Raw genomic sequence first — 26,787 nt, forward strand, 5'->3', positions numbered from 1 at the left:
AGAAATGCGGATTCAACGAGTCGAAACCTATCGTGCCGCCGTCCCTTTGCATACACCGTTCAAAACAGCGTTAAGAACCGTGACGGTTGCCGAAACGCTGGTGGTCAAAATCACTTCCGAAGATGGCTATATAGGGTGGGGAGAAGCACCGCCGACCCACGTTATTACCGGCGACAGCCTGGCGAGCATTGATTTTGCGGTGAACGGTATTTTTAAGCCGCTAATGGAAGGAGCTTCGCTTGAGGGCCGGGAGCGGCTGTTTGAAAAAATCAATAAGAGCATTGTTGGAAATACCAGTGCCAAGGCGGCCGTCGATATGGCGATATACGACCTGATTTCCCAGCAGGCGAATTTGTCGCTTGCATCGTTTCTCGGAGGTTACACTAACACACTGGAAACCGATTATACGGTCAGTGTCGGCGAACCGGCGCACATGGCTGAAGCAGCCGTCGAATTTGCTGATAGAGGGTTCACCACATTAAAAATTAAAGTTGGAAAAGGTGATCCTGCTGCCGACATCAAGCGATTGCAGGCTATCCGCGAACGCACCGGCAATCAGGTGAAACTGAGACTCGATGCAAATCAGGGCTGGCTGGCAGGTGAGGCAGTGCGCACCATCCGCACGATGGAGGATCTCGGACTGGACATCGAACTCGTGGAGCAGCCGGTCAGAGCAGGCGATATTGCCGGATTAAAACAGGTCACGACAAATACCGAAACACCGATCATGGCAGATGAAAGTGTCTTTTCACCAAAAGATGCTAGAATAGTGCTGGAGCAGCGGGCAGCCGATCTGATAAACATTAAGTTAATGAAGGGAGGAGGCATCCACCAGGCATTGAAAATCGCGAAGTTGGCGGATGTTTACGGCGTGGAATGCATGGTCGGCAGCATGATTGAAACAAAGATTGGCATTACAGCCGCCGCCCATTTTGCAGCAAGCCAGCCGAACGTCACCCGGTATGATTTCGATGCTCCGCTGATGCTGACAGGTGACCTGGCAGCAGGCGGCGGGATTATTTACAAAGATAACGTGATTCACGTGCCGGATGAAGCCGGCCTGGGAATTCGTTCGATTGATTGGAAGTATGTGGAGAAGTGTCGCGAGGAGGTTAAGGGATGATTAAACAAACGTTTGAACAATTTCCGGAGCAAATTTGGGTGACAGCTGTCCCGGTGGCAACGGTTTGGACAGCACCGGAATCGGCGAGGGAAATCGATGCAGCCGGGGTTGATGCTTCAGCTGATGTGGAAACATGGATCAGCCAGCTGAACTATGAAGAGAATTTAGCTTTATGTACAGAAAATCGCGTTCAGTCACAGCTGCTTTACGGCGAGCCGGTGCTGGTCACGGAAACAAGGGAAGGGTGGGCGCATGTTGTTATTCCCTCTCAAGCCTCACATAAGGACAGCCGCGGCTATCCCGGCTGGGTGCCGCTTGCCCAATTGAAGCAAGTCGACGCGACAGACTGGCACAGTGAGCAGCATGCAGCCGTAACGGAGAAGCATACCTGGCTGGAAAATGAAGAGGGAGAGCATCTGGCCAAGCTCAGTTATATGACCATCCTTCCCGTCGCCGGCAAAAAGGGAGACAGAGTGGAAGTGAAAACTCCACAAGGAACGCAGTACATCAAGCAAGATGCCGTACATATTTTCCCTGCAGAAGAAACAGGCAAACACGGAGACGGTCAGGATATTATCGCAGCAGCTGAGAAATTTCTCGGTCTGGACTATTTTTGGGGCGGAATGAGCGCATTTGGCTATGACTGTTCCGGGCTGTCCTACGCAGCACATAAGGCCAATGGCTACCGGATCGCTCGTGATGCGGATGACCAGGCGGGATCCGGCAGGGAAGTAGCTTTGGATGAGCTCAAGCCGGGAGACCTGTTGTTTTTTGCCTATGATGAAGGAAAAGGAAGACTTCATCACGTGGGGATCTATTACGGGGACGGCAAGCTGCTGCATGCCCCGCAGACAGGACGAGGTGTCGAGCTCATCCCGATGGCAGGCACGAAATATGAGAAGGAGCTTTGCGGGGCACGACGATACTGGAAACAGACTGAGGAGAAACCGTCATGATAGAAGAGAAAATTTTGCAGGTAAACAATTTGAAGAAACATTTTTCCATGGGAAGAAACCGACAGCTTCAGGCAGTCAATGATGTTAGTTTTTTCGTGAAAAAAGGCGAGACATTTGGACTGGTTGGTGAATCAGGCTGCGGCAAATCAACAATCGGCCGAACAATCATGGGGCTGTATGACCGGACGGACGGGGAGGTCCTTTATGACGGAGCCGATGTGCATGGGCTTGATAATCAGGGAAAATTCGCTTTTTACCGCAGCATGCAGATGATTTTCCAGGATCCGTATGCCTCGCTCAACCCCCGTTCGACAGTGAAGGAAGTGATTGCCGAGCCAATGGAAGTGCATGGACTGTTTAAGTCGAAAAAAGAGAGGCAGGAGCGGGTCTATCAGCTGCTGGAAGAGGTGGGGCTCAACCGCGACCACGCCGACCGCTATCCGCATGAATTCAGCGGCGGGCAGCGGCAGCGCATCGGGATCGCCCGCGCGCTGGCTCTGGAACCGGATTTTATTATTGCCGACGAACCAATTTCGGCACTCGATGTTTCGGTCCAGGCGCAGGTGGTCAACCTGTTAAAAGAGCTGCAGCAGGAAAAGGGACTGACCTTTTTGTTTATCGCCCACGACCTTTCCATGGTTAAGCAAATCTCCGACCGGATTGGCGTCATGTATTTGGGAAACCTTGTCGAGCTTACCAGAAGTGAAAAACTCTATGATAATCCGCTGCACCCTTACACCCAGGCTCTGCTCTCGGCGATCCCGATTCCGGATCCGGACCTGGAGGAAAGCAGGGAGCGAATCATTTTGGAAGGCGAGCTGCCGAGTCCTATCAACCCTCCATCCGGTTGCGTCTTCCGCACCCGCTGCCCGATGGCAATGGAAGTCTGTTCCCAGGTAATCCCCACCTGGCAGGAAGTCGAGCAGGATCATTTTGTGGCTTGTCACTTGTATGATGAGACGGTAGTGAAGGAATAGGATGTGGTGGGGGAGATCTTTTTGAGAAAGCCCGTGCGCCTTTGTTGGTGGCGGGCTTTTTTGTGTTGATGTTAGCGCTGTTTGGGTTGAGATTTTTACTGTGGAGTTGAAGTTCACGCTGTAGGGTTGGGGTTCACGCTCTGGGGTAGAAGTTTCTGCTCACGCCCGGAAGTTTTCATTTATGGCCGGAAGATTACGCTCATGCCCGGAAGTTCTCATTCAAGGCCGGAAGATCACGCTTACGCCCGGAAGTTCTCACTCACAACCGGAAGATCAGACTCTCGCCCGGAAGTTTTCATTTATGGCCGGAAGATCAGACTCTCGCCCGGAAGTTCTCACTCACAGCCGGAAGATTACGCTCATGCCCGGAAGTTCTCATTCAAGGCCGGAAGATCAGACTCTCGCCCGGAAGTCCTCACTCACAGCAGGAAGATCGCGCTCACGCCCGGAAGTTCTCATTCAAGGCCGGAAGATCACGCTCACGCCCGGAAGTTCTCATTCACAACCGGAAAACCACATTCACGCCCGGAAGTCCCGCCGTTCAGGTAGATATCCTCCACCTAAGGTTGACACCCAGCCCCGTATTTGATATCCTTTCTTCTGGGTCGAAAGTCCTATACATGTTCGAGTGCACAATCTTGACCACCAGGAATTCATACTCCAAGTCAATTCCATCTACCCCGCTACATTCAACACCCCAGAAAAATTGCCGGAAATTGTTCTATTACCTTCTGTTTCTGTATAAGTTTATTAGTAGGATTACTAGATAAGAGTAAAGGGGGAGAAAATGAATAATCGCAAACCAACTTACAAAACAGCGGCAAAAAAGAGGAACGCCAATCTCCTGAGACGAGTGAAGCAAAAGCAGCTTCATGCCAACAACCGAATGAAGAAAAGCAGCCTGCATCTCCCGGTGAATCGAAAAAAACCGAAATACTTGCGGCAGCCGCCGTCAACCTGGAAGCTTCCTGCAGCATTCCTGTTCACGGGATTGCTTTTATTTATTCTGGCAGTCCCCACACTGATTGTCCTCCCATTCGGCGAGGAAAAAGATGCAGCTGGAACGGTTGTGGAAGAGCAGCAAAAGGCAGAAACGGTGGACTTAGGGGCCTCGCCATTTTCGGTAGCCGTTATGCGTTCCACCTCGGAAACGGTAGATAATGTGCCGCTGGAGGAATATGTCGCCAGAGTGGTTGCTTCGGAAATGCCTGCAGAATTTGAGGTGGAGGCATTGAAAGCCCAGGCGCTGGCCGCGAGAACCTATATTGTTAATCATAAATTGTACCAGGATAATTCCGGGGAATTCGATGTGACTGACACAACGCAGCATCAGGTTTATAAAGATGAACAGCAGCTGCGGCAAACCATGGATGAGGATTACACCGAGCACATGAATAAAGTGAAGCAGGCAGTCGCCGCGACGAAGGGTGAGATTCTCACCTATAATAGTGCGCCGATCACCCCGGCGTTTTTCTCCACAAGCAATGGTTATACGGAAAATTCCGAGGATTACTGGCAAAATGAGCTTCCTTATTTGCGCAGCGTGGAGAGTCCGTGGGATAAACAATCACCGAAATTCCTTGATCAGCAGGTTGTCAGTTTAAAAGAAGCGGAAGAAGCGCTCGAAATTGACCTGCCCGATGATGGCGCGGTAGCTATGGAACTCACCCGAACGGAAAGCCAGCGGGTCGATCAGCTGAAAATCGCTGGGAGCACATTTTCCGGCAGGGATGTGCGGGAAAGATTAGGCCTGCAGTCAAGCGATTTTACGATTGAGCAAAAAAATGATCATCTCATATTCACCACCAAAGGCTTCGGCCACGGCATCGGCATGAGCCAGTACGGTGCCAATGGCATGGCCAAAAAAGGAAAAACCTACAAGGAGATCGTCAAACACTATTATCAGGATGTCTCGATCAGCACGGTCGATGACACCGCACCAACCCTCGTTGCGAGATGACGGGGGTTTTTGTTTTGTTCAGGAGAAAGGGCTAGTAGAGGTTTTTTTCTCCTAAGAGCAAGAAGCCAATATATAAGAAAGGATGTATTTCACGGAGGTCATTTTTCAATTTCTAATACTATCCTCAGCCCCCTTGTCTCCCCAAACCAACCTCTTACCTTACCCCATTCTCACCAGATCATTCTCTATATCGGAAAATTTTTTTCGGAAAATGTATAGATTTCTATTTTTCTGATCAGAATGGTTGTTGAGGTGATGTTCTATGAAAGAAGAAAACAACGGGGCTTCAAAAAATAAGTGGAGCCGCATTTTTCGGAAGAAATGGTTTTTCCCGGCAGTGTATTTAACCATTGCTGCACTTCTTCTGACGGCGGTTGTCTGGTACCAGAATGTGGAGCAGGTTCCTGATGCTACGGATGATGAGCAGCAAGAACAGACCACAGACGAATATGTGCCGACACCTGCAGATGAAGAGGCTGAACCAGTGCTGGATCAGCAAGAAGTGATTCAGACGCCTGTAGCGGACGAGGATCAAGCAGAAATCGTAACTAAATTCTATGACTACAACGCAGACCAAGCGGATCAGGAAGATGCCCTGGTTCACTACAACAACCGGTACTACCAGAGCACAGGTGTTGACATTGCAGCATCTGGTGGCGAAACGTTCGATGTGCTTGCATCACTCAGCGGAACCGTTGCAGAGGTGAAAGAAGATCCATTACTTGGAAATGTCGTTGTCCTGGAGCATGGAAATGAAGTGAGCACGTACTATGCTAGTCTGGGAGAAGTCAATGTGGAAGCCGGACAAGAGGTGGAGCAAGGTGCCACAATCGGGACCGCAGGCAATAACCTGTTCGGAAAAGACGAAGGAACCCACGTTCATTTTCAATTAAGAAAGAGCGGGGAAGAAGTGAACCCGACAGAATATTTTAATCAGCCTGTCTCAAGCCTTACTAGTGCTGCCGCTGAGAGTGAAAACGTGGACGCAGGTGAGTCAGAAGGCACAGAAACCGAAGAAAATATGGATGAGCCAACTGCCCCTGCAGAGTCCGGTGAAGAAAACCCGGACGCACCAGCAACACCTGGAGATTCTGAAGGTGAGAACCCAGAAGCTCCAACAGAACCTGGAGAGTCCGATGAGGAAAACCCAGAAACACCAACATCCCCTGGAAATTCCGATGAAGAAACTCCGGAAGCTCCAGAAGATGAAGGCACAGATTCCGAAGACGGTACTGAAGATGAATCAGCTGCGTCTTCTGGAAATGCCTAAAGTCATAGGTTGAAACCGCTCGAATAGGTTTCTAAAAATCAATGCGTCTGACCTTGTTATCATACAGGTCAGGCGCATTTTTTGGTTAGCTTCCAGATTAGGTAAGGGCCCTCTCTCAAAGTCCCACTGCTGCAAGCCTGTTAAATTGCTAGATATAAAAGTATTCAGACCTGAATAATCAGTTTAATATCCAAATTTTAAAAATGGGTATAATTGTAATATTTGTCGAACGATCACCCCTGGATTTACCATTTTTTTGTGGTATTATAGTTATAATTAAGATTAATGGTGAAAAATGACGAATCATGGAAGCGGCTGCTTAACACTTTGCTTCCGCTAAAAGGAGTCCATCCTATGATTAAACCTACTATTTTTTTAGCCAATCCGGATGAATTGACACTGGAAGAGGTGATTATTCGATTCAACAGGAATCATGAACCGCAAGAAGCGCTTAAGCTGGTGCGTGATCAATGTTTGCAGTCAGACTCGTCGGACGTAATGAAAAAAGGCTTGGAATTCTTGTATATTAATGGATTTTATGAAGATTTGCCGTTTTTGATTCAAAAGAACAAAAAGTCAGCCAACCCATCCAATCGGCAATGGGGGGAAGTTTATGAGATCGTTCATATTATGCTGAAAAAGCATCAGCCGCATAAAATCCTGCAGCGTATTGATAGACTGAAAGTTGACGGCCCTGCACTCAGGTGGCTGATAGAATTTATTAAGATGACGGCATATCTGAATTTAAACCAGTACAATAAAATCGGCAACTTTTTGGCGATCAACCAGCCGATGCTGGACGAGATCAATAATCGATTACTGGTATCCTATTTTAAATCCCGCTCCTATCAAATTCTGCTGACCTACTATATGATGCGAAATGAATTGATCATGGCAAGAAAGTATGCTTATCGCCTGCTGAACCAGACCCAAAATAACACCACGAAAGTAAATGTTCATATCAAACTGGGACTTTCTTATACATTTGAGAGTTACTGCCAGGCAATGGTTCATTTCCGGGAAGCATTGAAATTGGCCAAGCAGTATAACATGACCAGCCATATTTACGGAATTGAGCAGCATAATATTCCATTCATCTCCGCTCAGTTCTATAAGGTGGAAGGAATCACTTCCTCTGACCCGAGCGAACAGGCTCATATTGAGATTGCCAAGGGGAATAATGACAAAGCAATTGAACTGCTCAGTGGTTTAGACATCAACAGCCCGTTCAAGCTCTATTATGTAGGAAGGGCCAAGCAGGACAAGAAGATTTTGCTGGATTCTTATCATGCGTTTATCCGGCAGCGAAGCGACTTTTTCTTCAGCAGGCTGCCGTTTAACATTTTAAAACAGATGGATGGTTAAGTGAGTTCGGTTCAGCTTTTTCAGGTGATCAAATGAAAATGGGAGGAATGAAAGATGAAAAAAATGAAATTGGTTATGTGTCTCACAGCAGTAGCGGTATTAGTTGCAACAGGTTCCGGAGATATTTCGATCCTAAGTGATCCGTGGCTGGGAGGTTGGGATTAAGCAATAAAACCTTCATTGTCCAAACGTTTTTCCTTTGTTTCAGAATTGGTTGCCAAGCATTGAAATAGACAGATTTCATTGAACTGAAATACCAAACCTGAAAAAGCTGAATCTTTTTTTAATATATATAGCCGAACCTAAAGCGGAGTTGATACTCCGTTTTTTTTTATGCGTTTTCGGGTAGCACTGCGTTTTTTTTGCAGAAGAAAAATACTTCCTGTCCACCTTTTACAAAACGTTAATTTTAATCATAAACCCGCCATGACGGTAATAAACTGTTACAAACCAAGCATTCAGAGATGTCTGAGGTGAGAGCTTGTGTGGCTTATAACGAGGATGCCAGATAAACTCCTCTACATGGAAAACGAGATAACTATCACAGGAATTTTTTCAATTTTGCAGAAAGACACGCTTTTGTAAGCATTTAGGCTAAATGAAAGCGATGGTTTTTCTTATAAGGTCATCCTTATAATGATCCTTTATAACATTATAAATACAGGTTGTGTGATTTCATAGCCGTATCTCGCAGCCTTTTTCATTACATATTCGGACACTTAATCAGCTGACCTTTCAGGGAAATCAAGCCACAACAGAAAACACCTTGTCTCAAACCACACCTCGGAAATTACCAACTTAGGGAGGCGAACGGTGTGCATGATTACATCAAAGAAAGAACGATCAGAATTGGCAAGTATGTCCTTGAAACGAAAAAAACGGTAAGAGTGATTGCCAAGGAATTTGGTATTTCTAAAAGCACGGTGCACAAGGATCTGACAGAACGCTTGCCGGAGATCAATCCCGAACTGGCAAACCAGGTCAAAGAAGTTCTTGAATACCACAAATCCATCCGTCATCTTCGGGGAGGTGAAGCCACTCGCAAGAAATACCGGACCGAACCGGTAAAAGAAACGGAGGCAAACCCTGTTGGATAGGGAGTGGAATGAAAAAAGCAGCTGGAGGCTGCTTTTTTGCTTTGGGGAAGGGTGTTAGGTGGGGTTCCGGCTGACATTGCCTGGACCTGAGCGCAGGGGTCCCCATTCAATACAGTGAATTTCCGAATCAGGGAGCAGGAAGAGTGCCTCAAATGTTGGAGAGGACCATTCTCAACGACAAAACAGGCGGAAAGAGTGCCTCAAATGACGCAGAAAATCATTCTCAACGACAAAACAGGCGGGAAGAGTGCCTCAAATGACGCAGAGAAGCGTTCTCAACGACAAAACAGTCAGGAAGAACGCCCCAAATGACGTAGATAGCCTTTCTCAACAACACAACAGGCGGAAAGAGCGCTCCAAATGTCGGAGAAAATCATTCTCAACGACAAAATCACCCAGAAATCCGCAGAACCCTTGCCAAGACCGACAATTTTTCTGGATAATTTTTCACAAAGGGCAGTTAATTGGCGAACTTTGTGGTAAAATAGGATTACTAATTACTAACGTAATGTATTAAGGATATGTAGGAGGATTTTGATTCATGTTATCTAGGGATATCGGAATCGACCTTGGTACCGCCAATGTCTTGATTCATGTTAAGGGAAAAGGGATCGTGCTGGATGAGCCTTCTGTTGTGGCGATGGACCGCACGACTGGCAAGGTGCTGGAAGTCGGCGAGGAAGCAAGAAGAATGGTTGGACGGACGCCCGGCAATATTGAAGCAATTCGTCCATTGAAAGATGGGGTTATTGCTGATTTTGATGTGACCGAGGCGATGCTGCGGCATTTCATCGACAAAATTAATGTCCGCGGATTTTTGTCCAAGCCTCGTATGCTGATTTGCTGCCCGACGAACATTACCAAAGTTGAACAAAAAGCAATAAAAGAAGCGGCGGAGAAATCCGGGGGCAAAAGGGTTTACCTGGAGGAAGAGCCGAAAGTAGCGGCAATTGGCGCAGGAATGGAAATTTTTCAGCCGAGCGGCAACATGGTTGTTGATATCGGCGGCGGCACTACAGACGTAGCGGTGCTGTCCATGGGTGATATTGTTACCTCGGAATCGATTCGCCTAGCCGGTGATAAATTTGATGTGGAGATTCTGCAATATATTAAGAAAAAATATAAGCTGTTGATCGGGGAGCGGACATCGGAGGATATTAAAATCAATATCGCCACCGTTTTTAAAGGCTCCCGGAATGAAGAAATGGAAATCCGCGGCCGTGACATGGTAAGCGGCCTGCCGCGAACAATTACCGTTTATTCGGAGGAAATAGAAGAAGCGCTAAGAGAGTCTGCTTCTCTGATCGTCCAGGCTGCCCGCTCCGTACTGGAAAACACTCCTCCTGAACTATCGGCAGATATTATTGACCGTGGCGTGATGCTGACTGGCGGAGGTGCGCTGATTCACGGAATCGACCTGCTGCTTCAGGAAGAGCTCAAAGTACCGGTATTTTTGGCAGAAGAGCCGATGCACTGTGTGGCCAGAGGAACCGGCATGATGCTTGAGAACATTGATAAAATTGAACGGAGAAAAATTGGCTGATCCCATGGGGAGGAATAAGGCATGCTAAGAGGGTTTTACACAGCCGCCAGCGGGATGATTTCCCAACAGCGGCAGCAGGAAGCATTGTCCAATAACATGACGAATGTGAACACACCAGGCTATAAAGCGGATCAGACGGCCGTTCGTGCATTTCCTGAACTGCTGATTCAGCAGATGGGTTCAGGAAATTCACCAGTGCGGCATGGATTCAATGTCCCTGTAAAGCAGCCCATTGGTAGTTTGAACACGGGAGTTTATGTGCAGGAAACGATCCCCGATTTTGCGCAGGGAGACGTTCGGGAAACCGGAATTTCCACGGATATGGCGCTGAGGGACGGTGACTTGCCGGACCCGACTGGGCGTCTGTTTTTCACGGTGCAAAATGACGAGGGAGAGACCAGATATACACGGAATGGCAATTTTACCGTGGATGGTCAGGGTTTTCTGACAACCGCTCAAGGATATTATGTCCTGGATCAGGCCGGGAATCCGATTGAGACGGACGGAATGGAATTTACCGTCACGCCAGATGGCATGGTGCAAGCGGAAGGAGCGGCCATCCCGCTTGGTATTTCCTACATAGCAGATGCAAATGATTTGGTGAAAGAGGGGAATGGCCTGTTCGCTGGGGACGCTGAAGCTGTGCCAGCTGGTGCAACTTTTACCATTCAGCAGGGAGCGCTGGAACAATCCAACGTTAATTCCCAGGAAACCATGACGCAAATGATGGAAGCCTATCGTATGTTTGAGTTGAATCAGCGAGTACTGCGGGCTTATGACGAGAACATGGGAAGAGCAGTAAGTGAAATCGCCCGTCTGGGATAGGGAGGAATACATATGTCGCAAATGATGATCCAGGCAGCAGTCACTATGAATCAGCTGCAGCAAAAAATGGATATAATCGGAAACAATATGGCCAACAGCCAGACGACAGGGTACAAGACCCGCCAAGCTGATTTTGCTTCGTTGCTTTTTCAGCAAATCGACAACCTGACAGACCCGGCAAATGCCGAGGGGCGGCTCACTCCGGATGGGATCCGGGTAGGGTCAGGCGCGCGGATTGCGCAAACCGTGATTGATTTATCACCGGGAACGATGAGACAGACAGACCGCTCACTCGATGTGGCACTGCCTGAGGAAAACCACCTGTTTCAAATCCAGGTGACGGAAAATGGTGTCCAGGAAACCCGCTACACGAGGGACGGAGCATTTTATCTGAATCCGGTGAATAATAATCAGGATGTGATGCTTACAACGGGTGAGGGCTATCCAATCGTTGGGACAAACGGGCCGATCATTATTCCGGAAGGCTTTGACGCGATAACAGTCCGCGAAAATGGGCAAATCACTGTCCAGCGGGGTGAGCTCACGGAAGTTGCCGGTGAGATTGCTGTGGTGGAAGCAGTAAGGCCACGGATCCTGGAAGCAATGGGTACCAATACCTTCCGCCTGCCGGATCTGGAGGCACTTGGTCTGGATCAGGGTGAAATCATCCAGGAAGCCGGTGGCAATAATTTGCTGCAAAGCGGCGTGCTGGAAACCTCGAATGTTGATATTGGCAAGCAGATGACGGATTTGATCAACGCTCAGCGCTCCTATCAGTTCCAGGCGCGCACAATTTCCATGGGTGATCAAATGATGGGACTCGTGAATCAGCTGCGGAGTTAACCCGAGTTTTCTTGACATAGGTAAAAGAAATGAAACAGGGATTAAGGAGTACGTATGATGGCTAACAATGAATCACAAGAGCAGAGCAGAAAGGCCTACAAAGCTTCTAAAAAGGGGAAGAAACAAACTGCGGCCGCCGAGAAGGCTGCAGAGACACAAACCTCAGAAGCGGCTGCAGAAAAACAAACAAGAAAGCAGCAGAAACAGGCCCGCAAACAGGAGAAAAGCAGTGCCCGTCCAACAAAACGGCGCCGCGTGTTTCCCATCTGGCTACGGCTGATTGTTGTGCTTCTTTTGGCAGCGGGAGCTATGATGATCGGACTAATGGTCGGCTACGGAGTACTCGGTGACGGCAATCCACTTGATGCACTAAGGCTTGAGACCTGGCAGCATATTGTTAACATTGTGGTGGGTGAGTGAGTGGGCAGTTTGCCGGAGTGTGAACTCTGCTCTTTATAGTTATGGATATTTTTAACTGAAATAACGGCTCTCCGCCAAAATAAGGCAGGGAGCCGTTTTTGTTAAGGCATACGCCTCCCAGTGATCAACCGATAAATCAGCAGAACCAGCGCGACGACAAGTAAGATGTGGATGAGACCACCGGCAACTTCAAAACCAAACCCAAGCGCCCATAAAATGAGTAGGATGATCAGTATGGTCCAAAGCATAAAATCCCCTCCTTTTCGCATCTTTTTCCCCTGTTGCCTATTTTCATTCCTTTTTTCCCTTCGCATCAAACCTCACTCTGATATAATGGAGGAAATACATACTATTCAAGGAGCGATTTGCTATGAACGTGGAAGAAATCAAAGAAATCATTCCCCACCGCTATCCATTTTTGCTGGTGGACAAAGTAACGGAAATGGAAGAAGGCAAGCGGGTGGCAGGCATCAAAAATGTCACTGCTAATGAGCCGTTTTTTCAGGGGCATTTTCCGGAATATGCCGTGATGCCGGGCGTCCTGATGGTCGAAGCACTTGCTCAGGTCGGCGCCATTGCTGTACTGGGAATGGAGGCCAACAAAGGCAAGCTGGGATACCTTGCCGGTGTGGACAAATGCCGCTTTAAGCGCCAGGTCCGGCCGGGGGATCAGCTGGAAATGGAAGTGGAAATCCTTAAAATAAAGGGACCGATCGGCAAAGGCAAGGGAATAGCCAAGGTTGACGGCGAGATTGCCTGTGAAGCTGAGATAACGTTTGCGATTAAGTGATGATACAGGAAGCACTCATTTTACACAGAGGAAGAAGGTGCACCATCACCAATGAGCGAACTGAAAATGCAATATGACTGGATACGCCTGACAAGGGAAAAGCTATTCCGTTACTGTGAATTGTTGGAGGCTGAGGATTATTGTTCGGAACTGGACAATTTTGGCTGGGGCTCGATTCGCAATCTCCACGTCCATGTGGCGGAATGTTATCAGTCCTGGCTGGGAAATTTTGCGCTTAAAAAAGATATCACCATCATCACGCCTGATCAGGTCAGCAATGTGAACGATATGCGCAAGGCTTTCACCGAAACAGACCAACTTGTTGAGGAGTTCCTGGATGAGTTTGCAGCCAGGTGGGAAACAGCGATAACTGGTTCGGTTCCGTGGCAGGATGAACCTGCAACGCTGACACCAATTTGGCTTTTCACCCATGTCATTACGCATGAATTTCATCACAAGGGCCAGATCGTATCGATGAGTCGGCAGCTTGGTTACACGCCGGAAGACACGGATTTAGTCGAGCCGAAAAATTTGCCTATTGAAAAAGTCTAAATGCCGCAGAATTCTTTTAAAAAATGGAGTATCACTTCTTGGAAAATGGTTAAGCTAATGGCGATAGCGAACCAAAAGGAGGATATTCAACATGATGAAAAGAAAGAGCTTATTAAAATTTGGTGCGCCGGTACTGGCGTTATCCCTCATGACCGCATGTGGTACAGGCGGTGACGGCGGGGAAGACCCAGCGGGAAACGAAGCGCCAATGAACCAGGAAGATGATAACGGTGCCGATAATCCAATGGAAGAAAATGGCGGCGGTGAAGGTAATGGAGACGGCATGAATGGCGGCGACCAAGGAAATGGTGAGGGCGGCATGAATGGCGGCGACCAGGGTAACGGTGAAGGCAACATGAATGAAGAGCCTGGCGGCATGGAAGAAGAGGATGAAGCAGGCCAGGGCAACCAATAAAAGCGTAAAGCAGAACGACTGCAAAGAAGCCGTTCTGCTTTATTTTTATTTGTCGTCTTTTTCTTTTTTCTCATCCTGCTTATTTCCCTTTGCCTCATCCAAATCGTTCGATTGCAGCTGGGAGCCTCGCTCGGTATCCTTTTTATCATCCAATACATGTTTGTTTTCTTTATTTTTATCTGCCATTATTATCGCCTCCTAACTATATGTTACCCAAAGAAGATTGGATAAAACTACATAGGCAGCTCTTGATTAAAGGAAAGAGAAATTTTGACTTTTTCAACAGACGGCTTGCAATTGCCAAACTAACGTTCTACAATAAAGAAAAGGAAAGAACTCATGTTGCCGCAAATTAATTATAAAACAGATAAGGAGGCAACAGATTGGAAAATCAAGAACTATTGAAGGAAAAATTTTCTTTTTTTAAATGGACTAAATTTTAAAGTGTTAGGAAAATTAGTCCTGGTGCTTTGTTACTTTTTAACAGTCCATAAAACTTTTCAGAACAACCCACCCAATATTGATTAAAATTTCTCAATTTCTGTCCGAAAATAGAATTATACGTTTGGAAAAGGAGGAGAATCAATGACGAAATGCGGCTCGCCGGATTACGTTATCACCCGCGAGACAAAAGCAGTAATGGCAAAAGATAATCCTTACTACCGCACCCTTGTCTACGAGGGAGGCAGGCAACGACACCTCAGATATACATTAAAACAGATAGCAGAAAACAGTTGCTTGGAATATGGCTTAGAATTAGAGGACAGGAGCCGGACGGTCAAAGAAATTCTGCATTCTTCCAGCAAATTGCCGATCCCCGTGCACCCGGCCGAAGGAATTTTTATGATACCAACTACCTCCATGAAAAATTCAGACTGTGTTCTGGTCGCATATCATCATATACATTTCTTTGATCAGCGTGACCATAAAGGCTACATCGGTTTCCGCGATGGCACTGGACTCTACGTCAATACATCCAAGAGTACGCTCGACATTCAATACCGGCGCACCAGTCAGCTTATTGTCCATTTAAATTGGGAAAAAATTTTCCGAAATAGAGAAACCGGCTGATTGCTGGTTTTTTCTTTGGCTGTTATGATGTTTTTATCACAATTTCTACTGCGACAGAACTTAACCCTGCAGTTACGGAGGATAATGCGACACAAGCGCTCGTTGATTTCCGCAGCGTCAGGGTAAGTCGCACTTTCCATAAACTACGAAATAAATAAGCAACAAAACTTACGAAAAGCGCCTTTTCTTCTGAGTTGAACACACTGAGACCTTCAACTCTCAATGACCCGGTCAAACCGTGAATTTCAAACTCAACCTCTCACAGTCCCTGCCAAACCCGAAATCCGAACACCAACTGACTGTCCAGTCAACATATCCCGGTCTCCGACGAATACCTTGCTATAAACCCTTCATTCTGTCTATAATAAGAAGGCAGTGCATCATTTCAAACAATAATGACTGACTGGTTAGTTACATAGAACTGAAGAGAGTGATATCCATGAATGAGAAGAAACGGAAACTGATTGAGGCTGGGATGAAGCTGGTTGCAAAGAACGGTTTTCACCACACCTCGATTCAGGCGATAGCCGATGAGGCAGGAATTTCCAAAGGCGCCTTTTATTTATATTTCCACTCCAAAGAGGAATTTATCACCACAGCGTTTGATTTTTTTTATCAGAAAATATCCGATGATTTTGCCCGGGTAAAGAAGCAGGAGCTGGATCCGCGAACAACGCTGGAGAAGCAAATCAATGTCCTCAGTGACTATATTTTCACCTATAAAGAAGTCATCATTCTGTTTGTCCGGGAAAATATTTCGCTCGGCGAGAATACCGACAAATTGATCTATCAGTCCAAAGTGGAAAATTTCCATTGGATGCGGGAAAGCCTGGAGAATATTTACAGGGAGAAAATCACCCCCGTGCTGATTGATGCGATTATTCAGCTGGAGGGCATGATGAGCGGGTATTTGAAATGGATTGTCCTGGATGATGTTCATATGGAGAGGGAAAAATTCGGGGCCTTCATCATAAGGCGGATGGACGATATCATTGCCGGCATGGCCGAACGCGGGGAAGAACCACTTCTTACCGTTGATCACATTCCGGCCAGCTATGAGATGGGTGGCCCATCTCACGATCAAACACTGAGCGCACAGATGAGGCGGCTCCAAGAAAAAATTTCCGAAATGAAACTGGCTCAGCAGCAGAAAAATCAGCTGCTGGAGGTAGTTAGGGCTTTGGAAAATGAATCCGGAAAGCCGGATAAACAGCCGCTGGTGATCCAGGGATTGCTTGCTCATTTCAGCAGGCATCAGGAACTGCAAAACGAGGCTGCGGAAATTGCCAAGCATTTTGGAGTAGAACTTTTGCAATAGAACGATACATCAATAGATCTCAGGCGGGAGGAAACAAACATGAAACGATTATGGATAGGATTCACAGCCATGTTGCTGATTGGACTCTTGGCGGCATGCTCGGAAGATGAGTCAGAAACGAATCAGGAGGAGGCGGACGCATCGGTGCCGGTGGAAACCGTTGAAGCAGCGGAGGATGACTTAGTCGTCGAGCACTCGGTTTTTGGCCGGACTGCTCCCTCCAGTACCAGCCCATTGATGCTGCAGGCATCTGGTGAAATTGACTCCCTGGAAGTGGAAAATGGCGAGCAGGTGGAAGAGGATGAAGCGATCGCCACCATACTCACCCAGGCAGGAACGCAGGAAATCACTGCACCACGATCAGGAGAAATCACCAATTTGCAGGCTGTAGAAGGCGATATGCTGACTGGTGAAGAACCATTGGCAGTGATTGCTGACATGAATCCTTTACTGATAAATTTTTCCGTAACTGCGGAAACACGGGAACTACTTAGCGCGGGAGATGAACTCACTGTAATCATTGAGGAACAGGAATTCCAAGCAGAAATCACTTCTGTCGGAAAAATTCCTGGAGAAACGGCGTTGTATCCGGTAGAAGCCACAGTCGAAAATGAAGATGAGGAACTGATCCCGGGGCTGGTGGCGGAATTAATCGTGCCGGAAACCCGCGTGGAGTCTGCGGTCATCGTGCCGACAGAGGCGGTCATCCAGGAAGCTGGAGAATCCTTTGTCTTTGTTCTGAATGAGGAAACCGCCGAGCGCACCGCAGTGACGGTGCAGGAAACACAATCAGAGGAAACGGCGATTGAAGAAGGTCTTCAAGCTGGGGATGTGGTGGTCGTGAACGGCCAAAACCAGCTGGAGGACGGCGATACTGCAGAAGTTGTGGAAGGGGAATAAACGTTGAAACTCGTAAATACATCTGTCAAGCGGCCGGTTGGCGTGATCATGATCGTGCTTGCCGTGATTGCGCTCGGCATTGTTTCAGTGCGCAGCCTGGTCATTGATTTGTTTCCGGACATCGAACTGCCTGTGGCGGTCGTGGCTACCTCATATCAGGATGCGGCACCTGAAGACGTGGAAAATTTAATCAGCAGGCCAATTGAATCGGCCGTCAGCTCCATTGAAGGCGTGGAAACGGTGCAATCACAGTCACAAGCCGGGTCCTCTTTGGTCATGCTGATGTTCTCTAGTGGGACGAATCTCGATCAGGCCATGCTGGACGTGCGGGAAAGTATTGACCAGGTCAGGCCCGGATTGCCGGAACAGGCTGGGGATCCGAGCATCCTGCGCTTCAGTCCTGATCAGCTGCCTGTCATGTGGGTCGGACTGACGGGAGCGGATGCCGCTTCCCTGACGGAAACAGCTGATAATCAAATTGTGCCATTCTTTGAGCGGCAGGAAGGGGTCGCATCCGTTACGGTGGAAGGCGGAAAGCAGCGGGAGATCCAGCTTGTGATGGACCGCGCAAAAATGCAGCAGTACGGTGTCACCGCCCAGTCTGTTACTCAATCGCTCACAAGCACCAATCAGGCTGCCTCTGTCGGCACAGTGGAAAAAGGCACGCAGGATCTGCAATTGCGGATGACCGGGGAATTTGAATCCCTGGAAGATATTAAACAAACGATTGTTCAAACGGAAACGGGCGCCACGATCACCGTAGCGGACGTTGCTGAGCTGGAGGATACCGTGCAGGATTCTTCTTCCACCACCTTGGTAAATGGCAGTCCGTCTGTCGTCTTGTCTATTATGAAAAAGACCGGTAATAACACCGTGGAAGTGGCTACAGGTATTGAATCAGGCATTGAGGAAATTTCCGCCGAGCTGCCTGAAGGGGTTTCGCTGGATGTCCTGATCGATACGTCTGATTTTATCCAAATGTCGATTGACTCTGTATTACAAAACATTGTGATTGGCGGAGCGATTGCGATTTTCATTCTGCTATTGTTCCTGAAAAGCGTCCGGGCGACGTTGGTTATCGGACTGTCGATCCCGATTGCGGTCATCTCGACATTTGCCCTGCTTTATTTTACCGGGCAGACGCTGAATGTGCTGACACTTGGCGGACTGGCGCTTGGAATCGGAATGATGGTCGACAGTTCGATCGTCATACTCGAGCATATATATTCTTATCGAAGGCGCGGCTACAGTTTGTTTGAATCAGCAACCAAAGGGGCGTCAGAGCTGGCACCGGCCGTTATCGCCTCGACCACGACAACACTGGTGGTATTTTTGCCGATTGTCTATGTCGAGGGAATCGCGTCCGATATGTTTACGCCACTGGCCCTGGCCGTCTCGTTTTCCCTGATCGCATCACTGGTCGTGGCGATTACGCTTGTGCCGATGCTTTCCTCGAAGCTGCTTTCAAAGGCAATGGAGGATAATGGCAGGCGGTACTGGTTTGACAGATTTTTAGGCTGGGTCACGGATAAATATGACCGTGTGCTTAAATGGGGACTGAAACACCGGAAAACCACAGTCGGCGGAACGATTTTGGCGATTGTGCTCAGTCTCGGGTTGACCCCGTTCATCGGAGCAGAATTTATTCCTGCATCGGATCAGGGTCAGATGCAAATTACGGTGGAGGCCGCTCCCGGCTCGACATTGGAGCATACGGAGGAAGTGGTTACCCGGATCAATGAGCGGCTGGCCGAGCATGATTCGATCATTGAAACAAGTTTCGTAACTGCCGGCGGTGACCCAATGATGGGCGGCAGCGGCAATACAGCGAGTTATACGATGCAGCTTGTCCCATCTGCTGAGCGCGAGCGGACAACAGCTGAATTTGTGCAAGTCATTGATGAGGAATTAAAAGACATCCCTGGTGCAGAAATTACTGTTTCGTCGGTAAGCAGCATGGAAACGGGCGATCCTGTGCAGATTCAGTTAAATGGACCGGAGCATGAAAAACTGCGGGAACTGGCTAATCAGGTTGTTGAACGAATTTCCACAGTGGAAGGGATATTTAATCCAACAAGTGCGGCGAGCGAATCGGTGCCACAGATGGAAATTGTCGTGAATGATAATGTGGCTGCGATGCACGGCCTGACCCAGCAGCAAATCGTGTCCCAGGTGCAAATGCAGTTCAATGGCCAACTGGCGACACAATACCGGGAAGCTGGCGAGGAAATCGATGTGATGCTGATGTATCCTGAAGAAGAGCGTTCCAGCATCCAGGATTTACAGGGATTAACGATCCAGTCGCCATCCGGTGCCATGCTTCCATTAAGTGAAGTGGCAGAATTTGAAGAAGTGGCCGGACCTGTCTCCCTTTTGCGGGAAAATCAAGAACCGCAGATGAATGTCTCGAGCGCAATCAGTGGACGCGATCTGGGCAGTGTCGTCGAGGATGTGGAGGCAGAACTGGAGAGCATGAACCTGCCAGAGGGCTATAATTACAACATTGGCGGGCAGGCACAGGATATGGCAGAATCTTTCTCTCAACTGGCGATCGCGCTGATCTTCTCGATTTTCCTGGTGTATGCCGTGATGGCAGTGCAGTTTGAGAACTTCCTGTACCCGCTGATTATTATGTTCGCCATGCCAGCCACCGTGGTCGGCGTCATCATCGGGCTGTTCATCACGAATATCCCGCTGAGCATTGTCGCCTTTATCGGGCTGATCATGCTCGCCGGGGTCGTGGTCAACAACTCGATCGTGCTGGTGGATTACATTAACATACTCCGCCGCCGCGGCGTGGAGCGTTATGAAGCGATCATTGAAGCAGGTAGAAGCAGGTTGCGGCCAATCCTCATGACGACGCTCACGACGATTTTGGCAATGGTGCCACTTGGCATCGGCATCGGGGAAGGCGCAGAGCTCCAGCAGCCATTAGCAGTGACGATCATATTCGGGCTCGGGGTTTCGAGTATTTTCACCCTGGTGCTTGTGCCTGTTGTTTATACGTTATTTGATGATTTATCGCGGAAGATTACTGGAAGGAAAAAGAAAAAAGAAGCATAGGAAGTGGGAGGCTCCTCAGGTGATGAGGGGCCTTTTTCTGTGTGCGAGCTAGTCACGGTCCAGGAGACAAGCGAGTGGAGCGGCAAATCGGGCGAACGGGAGGTTGAATCGGGCGAGGATGGCATTGAATCGGGCGAGCAACAGATAAAGTCGGGCGACCACGGCTCCGAATCGGGCGAGCAGCAATTAAAGTCGGGCGACCACGGCTCTGAATCGGGCGAGTTGCAGTCAAAGTCGCGCGTCCCCATCATCAAATCGCGCGACACCAAGCTAAGTCGCGCGCCAGCATCACCAAATCGCGCGCTTCCTCAAACGGGAGACCCAGTCCTGCCCATCAAAAAAGACTTTCGCCAACCTGCGGCGAAAGCCTTCCCTTTCCTATTCTTCCTTCAACCCTTCAAACAACAACACCCTGGCCGGCGAAGCATCCGTTCCTTGAATCCTCAGCGGTGCCGCAACCATAAAATACTCTCCCTCAGGTACATCAGCAAGCCGCAGTCCTTCCGCAATAATCACTTTCTGCTCAAACAGGGAGCGATGGGTGTCATGGTCCGGCTGGCTGCGCTCAATCCCAAGGCCATCAACAGCGACCCCTTTAATGCCAATTTCCGCCAAATGGGCAGCTGCATCTGCTGCGACAAAAATAAATTCAAAATTAAATTCATCTTCCAGCGAATTTTTTGTTTTAAATAAAACAAAATCATTTTTTTCAATCGGGAGGGAAGCAATGTCTGCTTTGGTGATCCGGTCATCCACCCCGGTCAAATCAAACAGTTTCACTTTCCCGACCAAATCCTCGATCTGAATCGTCTCCATCGTATCCCCATCATTAATCATATGCAGCGGCGAGTCCACATGAGTGCCTGTGTGCAGGTCAAGCTCTATCCGTGATTCCGTCACATGTCCATTCGTTGTCGTGTTCAGTTTTGGCTGTTTCTCCAGCTTGTTTTTATAAACCGGCATCCCTTCATAAATAGGTGCAGATACATCGTACATTTTCATTAAAATTCCTCCTTGGTGTCTTCACTAATCGGCCACCAGTGGAAACCATCTTTTTCCAGCAGCTGATCCGCTGCTTTTGGTCCCATGGAGCCAGATTCGTAGTTTGGAAAATCAGGCTGTTTTTTCGCCCAGGCATTGAGAATCGAATCGATATAGGCCCAGGAATTAGCAACCTCATCCCAATGGGTGAAATTCGTTGTGTCACCAAGCATGCAGTCATATAACAGCTTCTCATAGGCCTCAGGGGTGTTGATCCCGTGCACGCCCGTATTGTTATAGGAAAGCTGAATCGGCTGAGCGACAGAGCCATGACCGGCTTTTTTCGCGTTCAGGCAGAGGGTGATCCCCTCGTTTGGCTGAATGTTGATCATCAGCAGGTTGGGGTTTTTCTCCTTATCCTGATAGTACAAATTCATGGGAATATCTTTAAATTCCACGACAATATTCGTTGCCTTCTCGGCCATCCGCTTGCCTGTCCGAATGTAAAAAGGGACCCCGGCCCAGCGGTAGTTGTCGATCAGAACTTTTCCTGCCACATAGGTCTCTGTGGCAGACGCCTCCCCGACTTCCTGCTGGTAGCTGCCTACCTGCTGTCCATTTAGCTGACCGCTGCCGTACTGCCCGCGCACGAAATGTCCCTCGCATGTCTCAGGATCGATTTTCCGCAATGCGCGGAGCACCTTAATTTTCTCGGAGCGGATTTCTTCTGTGGTCAGCTTGATCGGCGGCTCCATTGCGAGTAAGGCCACCATCTGCAGCATATGGTTCTGGACCATATCTCGGACAGCCCCGGAGCGGTCATAATAGCGGGCGCGTTCTTCCACACCAAGCGACTCGCTTGAAGTGATCTGGATGTTGGAAATGAACCGGTTGTTCCACAGATGTTCAAAAATTCCGTTGGCAAAGCGGATGACTTCAATATTCTGCACCATTTCCTTGCCGAGATAATGATCAATCCGGTAAATCTGATCCTCGGAAAAAGCGGCACGAATCTGGTTATTTAATTTCTTGGCAGATGGCAGGTCATGGCCAAATGGTTTTTCAATTACCAGGCGCGACCACCCATGCGCATCTTTCAAGCCGTATTCCTTCAGGTTATTGGCAATGCTCCCGAAAAACTCCGGCGCCATCGCCAGGTAAAAAATCCGGTTGCCTTCTGTATGATAGTTGCCCTCAAGCTCCTGTAACTGCCCGTTTAATCCATGATAAGAGGAAGGATTCGTCACATCAAAGGACTGATAATAAAAATGGGAAACAAACGCATCCAGGTCCGCGTCAGAAGAATTGGCTCCTGCAACTGATTGGCGTACATTTTCCTGAAACGTTTCATCATCCCACGGTCTGCGCGCCAATCCAACCACCGCAAAATTCTCGCTAATTCGTCCGTTTTGATACAGACGATAGATGGAAGGGAATAATTTTCGCTTGGCTAAATCTCCAGTTGCGCCAAAAATAACCATCACTACTTTTGGTTTGTGCTGACTAGTCAATACAATCTCCTCTATTCTAACCAGTATGATTTAAGAGGATGTTCAAAAAGTCCGGTAACAATGACACATCATTAGGGGAACTTCTGCTAAAACCGCCCACGTCCTGTGGGCAACGCAGAAATCACCACATCCTGTGGAAGCTCGTTGGCTTGCTTTTCCGCTACTCACGTATTTAAAAGCATACGCTCCGTTCCTTGGAAAAGAAAACCACTTTTCCTGCGTGCTAGATCGTCTGCTCAAAGCTACGCCGCCTCGAACTTTCGCCGCACAGGACGTGCAAGTGTCGGCGTTGCGACAGGACGTCGCGACTTTAGCCGACCGGTCCTTGTTATCCTCCTTTTTGAACTCACACTTTAAGTTTAATTCGCGAAAATGTGGAAAGCAAATATTGTGGGTTGAGGTGCGTCCTGGCCCGGCTATCGCTTTTGCTTTAAAGGGAATTTTTTAATCAGCTGGTTGACCACTTCGGAAAACATCAGCCCAATTGCGATCCCGCCCGCGAGCAGCATCACCTGGGCCGAGAGCTGGACAGCCGTATTATAATCATTTTCCACGAAATTCCGCATCGCATCATAGGCAACCCCGCCAGGCACGAGCGGAATCACACCGGAAACATGGAAGACGATGATCGGTGTCTTATATACTTTTGCACAAATTTGTGTCATTACTGCGACCAGCATGGCAGCAAACGTGGTGGCAGGAACGACATACATTCCCTGCTGCACCAAACCATAATAAAGAATCCACCCAGCCATACCGATTGTTCCGCATTGCCACAGCCTTTGTGCTGGCGCATTGAATAATATTCCGAAGCCGGAAGCAGCAACGAAACTGGTTGCCAGCTGTGCGATGATCACCATCGATCTCCCTCCTTTTCAGCGATGTAACGATTCCGCGGAATCCTAAACAAATCCAACCACAACTGCCACTCCTGCACCAATTGCGAAGGCGGTCAGCATGGCTTCCACCCCTTTGGAAACCCCTGCGACGAGATGTCCTGCCAATAGATCTCGGATAGCGTTGGTGATATGCATCCCCGGCACCAGCGGCATGACGGCGCCGGTAATCATCTGATCCAAATTCAGGCCAAAACCAATCGTGACAAAAATGACGGCAAATAGCCCAATCAGAAAGCCCCCAAAAAACTCGGCCAGGAAGCGAAGTTCAAAGAAGCGATCAAATCCCAGCATGCCGGCATAACCGGCACCACCGGCAAGCATCGCCGGAATAAAATCAGCCCAGGCGCCGCCGAACATGATCGTAAAGCTGCCGCTGACAAAACCCGCAGCAACGATCTGCATCCAGGGGGGAAATGTCGGCCACTTGCGGTCAACACGATTCAACATGCTGTGTGCCTCGCTGATCGTGATCTCGTTTGCGACAATCTTCCGGGAGATCGTGTTGACTTCGGCGATTTTATGTAAGTCCATCGACCGCTTGGTGATCCGCATGAAATTGGAAAGCTCCGCTGCCCCGATTGAAAAATTAATCCCTGTCGGCGTGGCATAGCTCTGGGCATTTTCCAGACCAGCTGCCGCCGCGATCCGGTTCATCGTATCCTCTACGCGATGCGTCTCCGCGCCGCTTTCCAGCATCATTTTCCCAGCCAGCATACATACTTTCTCTGCTGCCGCCGCTTTTTCCACCGCGAAGCACCTCCTTGATATGGTTTATTATAAGCCGTTGCTCTGGGAAATGAAAGTCTGCCGCAGGAATGCAAAAAGTGCCCTCCTAATAGAGGAGAAGCACTTTTAGGCACTAAGGCATCATTGTAAAAAGAGCCACCAGGCAAGCAATCGGGATCGCGCAGGAAAGCCCCAGCGCCATATTCGCAAAGTTGCCCACATTCTGTTTTGCTTCCGGCTCCACATCCACCATTCTCTGCATAAAAATGAATATCACAATCAGAACGAGTAAAAGAAGAATCAATATGCCTGGTATGAAAAGTTCGCTCGCATCCTGTACAGCCTGCACTTGAGTAAATCCGTAAACCAGCAGAATGATCGGTATAATTTCGCTAACGGATGCCCCGATGGAAAACTTCTGCAGCACGGCTTGTGACTGGCTTGGATCTTTTTTTAGCTGATCAAGATATTTCTTAAACAATACCAAAGTCGGCAGCGCCGCAAGCCAAGCCGCAATGACGAAAATATAGGATGTCATTGGTTTCCTCCTTTTATGTACTTTACATAATTTTACCATAATACAGCTTGGATTGCCGAGATTGGAGTGTGTTTTTTAATTGGGGGTGGACAGTAAATTTGAAGTTGAGGCGAATGGCTGTAATATCTTCACACTATGGTTGATAAGTGCCACCGCCCAGCACTGCCCAGCAATTTGCACAACCAGCAACACATTCGCTATAATCAAAGTCAGAACCACCATCAAAAATAAGCCAGCAGTACGAATCACAGGAGAATAATATGATTAATTATATGGATTTATTTATCGCATTTATCATTGCAGCGCTTGCATCTTTTTTGCTCACATTCCTGGTGAAAAAGTTTGCCGTGAAAGTACGGGCGGTTGATCTGCCCAACCAGCGGAAAATACATACCGAACCAAAGCCCCGGCTCGGCGGTTTAGCCATCTTTCTCGGGGCGTTTTTAGGTGCGCTTTATTTGCAGCCCAGTCATGAGCACCTTCCGGAAATCTTGTGGGGCGCAATTGCGATTATCGTAACCGGCGCGCTTGATGACCGGCTTACGATCAGGCCTGTCGTCAAGCTGACAGGACAGTTGATCGCCACTTCTTTTCTGTTATCTTCCGGACTGATTATCGAGCGGGTTACACTGCCGATTATTGGCATGGTCGATTTGGGATTATTCAGTGTGCTGATAACCGTGCTGTGGGTGGTCGGCATCACCAACGCGATCAACCTCATCGACGGACTCGACGGCCTGGCAACAGGAGTGGCCTCGATCGCCCTGATCAGCATATTCGTCATGTCCATTATTGATATGCAGCTGATTGTTACCTTTTTATGCATTGTGCTGATTGGTGCCAATCTCGGTTTCCTTTACCACAATTTTTTTCCGGCAAAAATTTACCTTGGCGATACCGGCTCGAATTTTCTCGGTTACATGATCGCCGTCGTTTCGATGCTGGGCCTGTTCAAAAATATCGCCCTGTTTGGCTTCATCATCCCTGTCATCGTTCTGGCTGTGCCTATTTTGGACACCGTGCTGGCCATCCTTCGCCGCGCTTACCGGAAAGAGGGGATTATGAATGCTGACAACAAACATATTCATTATAAGCTTGTCGCTGGGGGATACAGCCAGCGGAAAACCGTGCTGATTATCTATGCTTTCAGCGCATTCTTCGGAACTCTGGCCGTGCTGTTTTCCTTCGCATCGCTCACCACGGCATTTGTCGTCACTTTCCTTGTGCTCGCCCTCTTGCACATATTCGCTGAGTTGGCAGGGCTGGTGCTTGGTGGCAGACGGCCGGTTGTTGATCAGATGAGGAGGCTGCTGCGGAAAATGGAGCGGAATCGTGGAAGGTGAGGCATCGTACCACTCTGGCAGAATTAGTTGAATGTCTGTCAGAGTGGAGCGAAATCCGCCTAGTAACGAGCGGACCCATCTGCAGATCGAACAAATAGCTTCCCAAAAATTCACTATAAATGCTTAAGGACCGCTTCTATCGGACAAAGCTCCAAGAAGAAGTGATACAAATGTCCAATAGACTTCCTCTTCATGAATACCGATGCAAACATTCTTGCCACAGTCCAGGGTTCTGCGTCCTAATCGCGCGACCTGCACCCCAAATCGCTCCCAGCCGCACCTCAAACCGCGCATCCCAGCC

26 protein-coding genes are annotated in these 26,787 nt (G+C 48.5%); 19 read left to right on the forward strand and 7 right to left on the reverse strand.

The annotated features are described in order from the left end of the window. Positions 1–4 precede the first annotated feature (4 nt). The 11 genes from CEG13_RS01035 to CEG13_RS01085 all read left to right on the forward strand — a co-directional run bounded on the left by CEG13_RS01035 (position 5) and on the right by CEG13_RS01085 (position 12,379). Positions 5–1,123, forward strand: coding sequence for a dipeptide epimerase (locus CEG13_RS01035; RefSeq protein WP_100009911.1), 1,119 nt, complete (start codon positions 5–7; stop codon positions 1,121–1,123). Next, complete coding sequence (locus CEG13_RS01040; protein ID WP_100009912.1) at positions 1,120–2,079, forward strand: C40 family peptidase; 960 nt, start codon at positions 1,120–1,122, stop codon at positions 2,077–2,079. The genes CEG13_RS01035 and CEG13_RS01040 overlap by 4 nt, the downstream gene beginning before the upstream one ends. Next, positions 2,076–3,056 carry an ABC transporter ATP-binding protein gene (locus CEG13_RS01045; protein ID WP_100009913.1) on the forward strand — a complete coding sequence of 327 codons (981 nt, stop codon included), beginning with the start codon at positions 2,076–2,078 and terminating at the stop codon, positions 3,054–3,056. Before CEG13_RS01040 ends, CEG13_RS01045 begins: the two co-directional genes overlap by 4 nt. A gap of 787 nt (positions 3,057–3,843) precedes the next feature. Continuing rightward, positions 3,844–5,016 carry a stage II sporulation protein D gene (gene spoIID / locus CEG13_RS01050; RefSeq protein WP_239984529.1) on the forward strand — a complete coding sequence of 391 codons (1,173 nt, stop codon included), beginning with the start codon at positions 3,844–3,846 and terminating at the stop codon, positions 5,014–5,016. Between the two features lie 262 nt (positions 5,017–5,278). Next, positions 5,279–6,286 (forward strand): stage II sporulation protein SpoIIQ, encoded by a 1,008-nt coding sequence (locus CEG13_RS01055; RefSeq protein WP_100009914.1) that lies wholly within the window; start codon positions 5,279–5,281, stop codon positions 6,284–6,286. Between the two features lie 354 nt (positions 6,287–6,640). Continuing rightward, positions 6,641–7,651: an AimR family lysis-lysogeny pheromone receptor gene (locus CEG13_RS01060; RefSeq protein ID WP_100009915.1), complete on the forward strand. Its 1,011-nt coding sequence runs from the start codon at positions 6,641–6,643 to the stop codon at positions 7,649–7,651. A gap of 815 nt (positions 7,652–8,466) precedes the next feature. Next, a complete protein-coding gene (gene spoIIID / locus CEG13_RS01065; RefSeq protein WP_100009916.1) occupies positions 8,467–8,748 on the forward strand; it encodes a sporulation transcriptional regulator SpoIIID in 282 nt (93 codons plus the stop codon). A 541-nt stretch (positions 8,749–9,289) separates the two neighbouring features. Then, positions 9,290–10,291, forward strand: coding sequence for a rod shape-determining protein (gene mreB / locus CEG13_RS01070; protein ID WP_100009917.1), 1,002 nt, complete (start codon positions 9,290–9,292; stop codon positions 10,289–10,291). A gap of 21 nt (positions 10,292–10,312) precedes the next feature. After that, positions 10,313–11,116, forward strand: coding sequence for a flagellar hook-basal body protein (locus tag CEG13_RS01075; protein ID WP_100009918.1), 804 nt, complete (start codon positions 10,313–10,315; stop codon positions 11,114–11,116). A 12-nt stretch (positions 11,117–11,128) separates the two neighbouring features. Then, on the forward strand, positions 11,129–11,959 hold the full coding sequence (locus CEG13_RS01080) for a flagellar hook-basal body protein (RefSeq protein WP_100009919.1): 831 nt from the start codon (positions 11,129–11,131) through the stop codon (positions 11,957–11,959). A gap of 54 nt (positions 11,960–12,013) precedes the next feature. Beyond that, positions 12,014–12,379, forward strand: coding sequence for a DNA-directed RNA polymerase subunit beta (locus CEG13_RS01085; RefSeq protein ID WP_338032996.1), 366 nt, complete (start codon positions 12,014–12,016; stop codon positions 12,377–12,379). Positions 12,380–12,480: 101 nt separating this feature from the next. On the opposite strand, the gene CEG13_RS18550 is transcribed toward CEG13_RS01085, so the two are convergent. Further along, the gene (locus CEG13_RS18550) at positions 12,481–12,627 is read right to left on the reverse strand and encodes a lmo0937 family membrane protein (RefSeq protein WP_143469638.1); all 147 of its coding nucleotides are present in this window, start codon (positions 12,625–12,627) and stop codon (positions 12,481–12,483) included. Between the two features lie 122 nt (positions 12,628–12,749). Here CEG13_RS18550 and fabZ point away from each other — a divergent pair, with 122 nt between their 5' ends. The 3 genes from fabZ (at position 12,750) to CEG13_RS01100 (ending at position 14,136) form a co-directional block, all read left to right on the forward strand. Continuing rightward, positions 12,750–13,169, forward strand: a complete 420-nt coding sequence (gene fabZ, locus CEG13_RS01090; protein WP_100009921.1) for a 3-hydroxyacyl-ACP dehydratase FabZ — start codon at positions 12,750–12,752, stop codon at positions 13,167–13,169. Between the two features lie 51 nt (positions 13,170–13,220). Beyond that, positions 13,221–13,721 carry a DinB family protein gene (locus tag CEG13_RS01095; RefSeq protein ID WP_100009922.1) on the forward strand — a complete coding sequence of 167 codons (501 nt, stop codon included), beginning with the start codon at positions 13,221–13,223 and terminating at the stop codon, positions 13,719–13,721. Positions 13,722–13,812: 91 nt separating this feature from the next. Further along, a complete protein-coding gene (locus CEG13_RS01100) occupies positions 13,813–14,136 on the forward strand; it encodes a hypothetical protein (protein WP_100009923.1) in 324 nt (107 codons plus the stop codon). 45 nt (positions 14,137–14,181) lie between these two features. Here the strand turns inward: CEG13_RS01100 and CEG13_RS18635 are convergent, their stop codons facing one another. Further along, a complete protein-coding gene (locus tag CEG13_RS18635; protein ID WP_158234619.1) occupies positions 14,182–14,322 on the reverse strand; it encodes a hypothetical protein in 141 nt (46 codons plus the stop codon). A 399-nt stretch (positions 14,323–14,721) separates the two neighbouring features. Here CEG13_RS18635 and CEG13_RS01105 point away from each other — a divergent pair, with 399 nt between their 5' ends. The 4 genes from CEG13_RS01105 (at position 14,722) to CEG13_RS01120 (ending at position 20,488) form a co-directional block, all read left to right on the forward strand. Next, entirely contained in the window at positions 14,722–15,207 is a 486-nt protein-coding gene (locus CEG13_RS01105; protein ID WP_100009924.1) for a competence protein ComK, read from the forward strand. 439 nt (positions 15,208–15,646) lie between these two features. Beyond that, entirely contained in the window at positions 15,647–16,525 is an 879-nt protein-coding gene (locus CEG13_RS01110) for a TetR/AcrR family transcriptional regulator (protein ID WP_100009925.1), read from the forward strand. 39 nt (positions 16,526–16,564) lie between these two features. Beyond that, positions 16,565–17,425, forward strand: coding sequence for an efflux RND transporter periplasmic adaptor subunit (locus tag CEG13_RS01115; RefSeq protein WP_100009926.1), 861 nt, complete (start codon positions 16,565–16,567; stop codon positions 17,423–17,425). Positions 17,426–17,428: 3 nt separating this feature from the next. Then, the gene (locus CEG13_RS01120) at positions 17,429–20,488 is read left to right on the forward strand and encodes an efflux RND transporter permease subunit (protein ID WP_100009927.1); all 3,060 of its coding nucleotides are present in this window, start codon (positions 17,429–17,431) and stop codon (positions 20,486–20,488) included. Between the two features lie 378 nt (positions 20,489–20,866). Here CEG13_RS01120 and CEG13_RS01125 read toward each other — a convergent pair whose 3' ends face one another. The 5 genes from CEG13_RS01125 to CEG13_RS01145 form a co-directional block, all read right to left on the reverse strand. Continuing rightward, the gene (locus CEG13_RS01125) at positions 20,867–21,490 is read right to left on the reverse strand and encodes a cyclase family protein (RefSeq protein ID WP_100009928.1); all 624 of its coding nucleotides are present in this window, start codon (positions 21,488–21,490) and stop codon (positions 20,867–20,869) included. After that, positions 21,490–22,950, reverse strand: coding sequence for a glucose-6-phosphate dehydrogenase (gene zwf, locus CEG13_RS01130; RefSeq protein WP_239984557.1), 1,461 nt, complete (start codon positions 22,948–22,950; stop codon positions 21,490–21,492). The genes CEG13_RS01125 and zwf overlap by 1 nt, the downstream gene beginning before the upstream one ends. Before the next feature lie 446 nt (positions 22,951–23,396). Then, complete coding sequence (locus CEG13_RS01135) at positions 23,397–23,840, reverse strand: threonine/serine exporter family protein (RefSeq protein ID WP_100009930.1); 444 nt, start codon at positions 23,838–23,840, stop codon at positions 23,397–23,399. A 42-nt stretch (positions 23,841–23,882) separates the two neighbouring features. Further along, positions 23,883–24,626, reverse strand: coding sequence for a threonine/serine exporter family protein (locus CEG13_RS01140; RefSeq protein WP_239984530.1), 744 nt, complete (start codon positions 24,624–24,626; stop codon positions 23,883–23,885). 112 nt (positions 24,627–24,738) lie between these two features. Beyond that, positions 24,739–25,143, reverse strand: coding sequence for a hypothetical protein (locus tag CEG13_RS01145; RefSeq protein ID WP_100009931.1), 405 nt, complete (start codon positions 25,141–25,143; stop codon positions 24,739–24,741). A gap of 260 nt (positions 25,144–25,403) precedes the next feature. Between CEG13_RS01145 and CEG13_RS01150 the strand changes: the two genes are divergently transcribed. Further along, complete coding sequence (locus CEG13_RS01150; protein WP_100009932.1) at positions 25,404–26,486, forward strand: glycosyltransferase family 4 protein; 1,083 nt, start codon at positions 25,404–25,406, stop codon at positions 26,484–26,486. Positions 26,487–26,787: the final 301 nt, after the last annotated feature.

Origin of the sequence: Lentibacillus sediminis, assembly GCF_002763455.1 — a bacterium.
Taxonomy (GTDB): Bacteria; Bacillota; Bacilli; order Bacillales; family Amphibacillaceae; genus Lentibacillus_D; species Lentibacillus_D sediminis_A.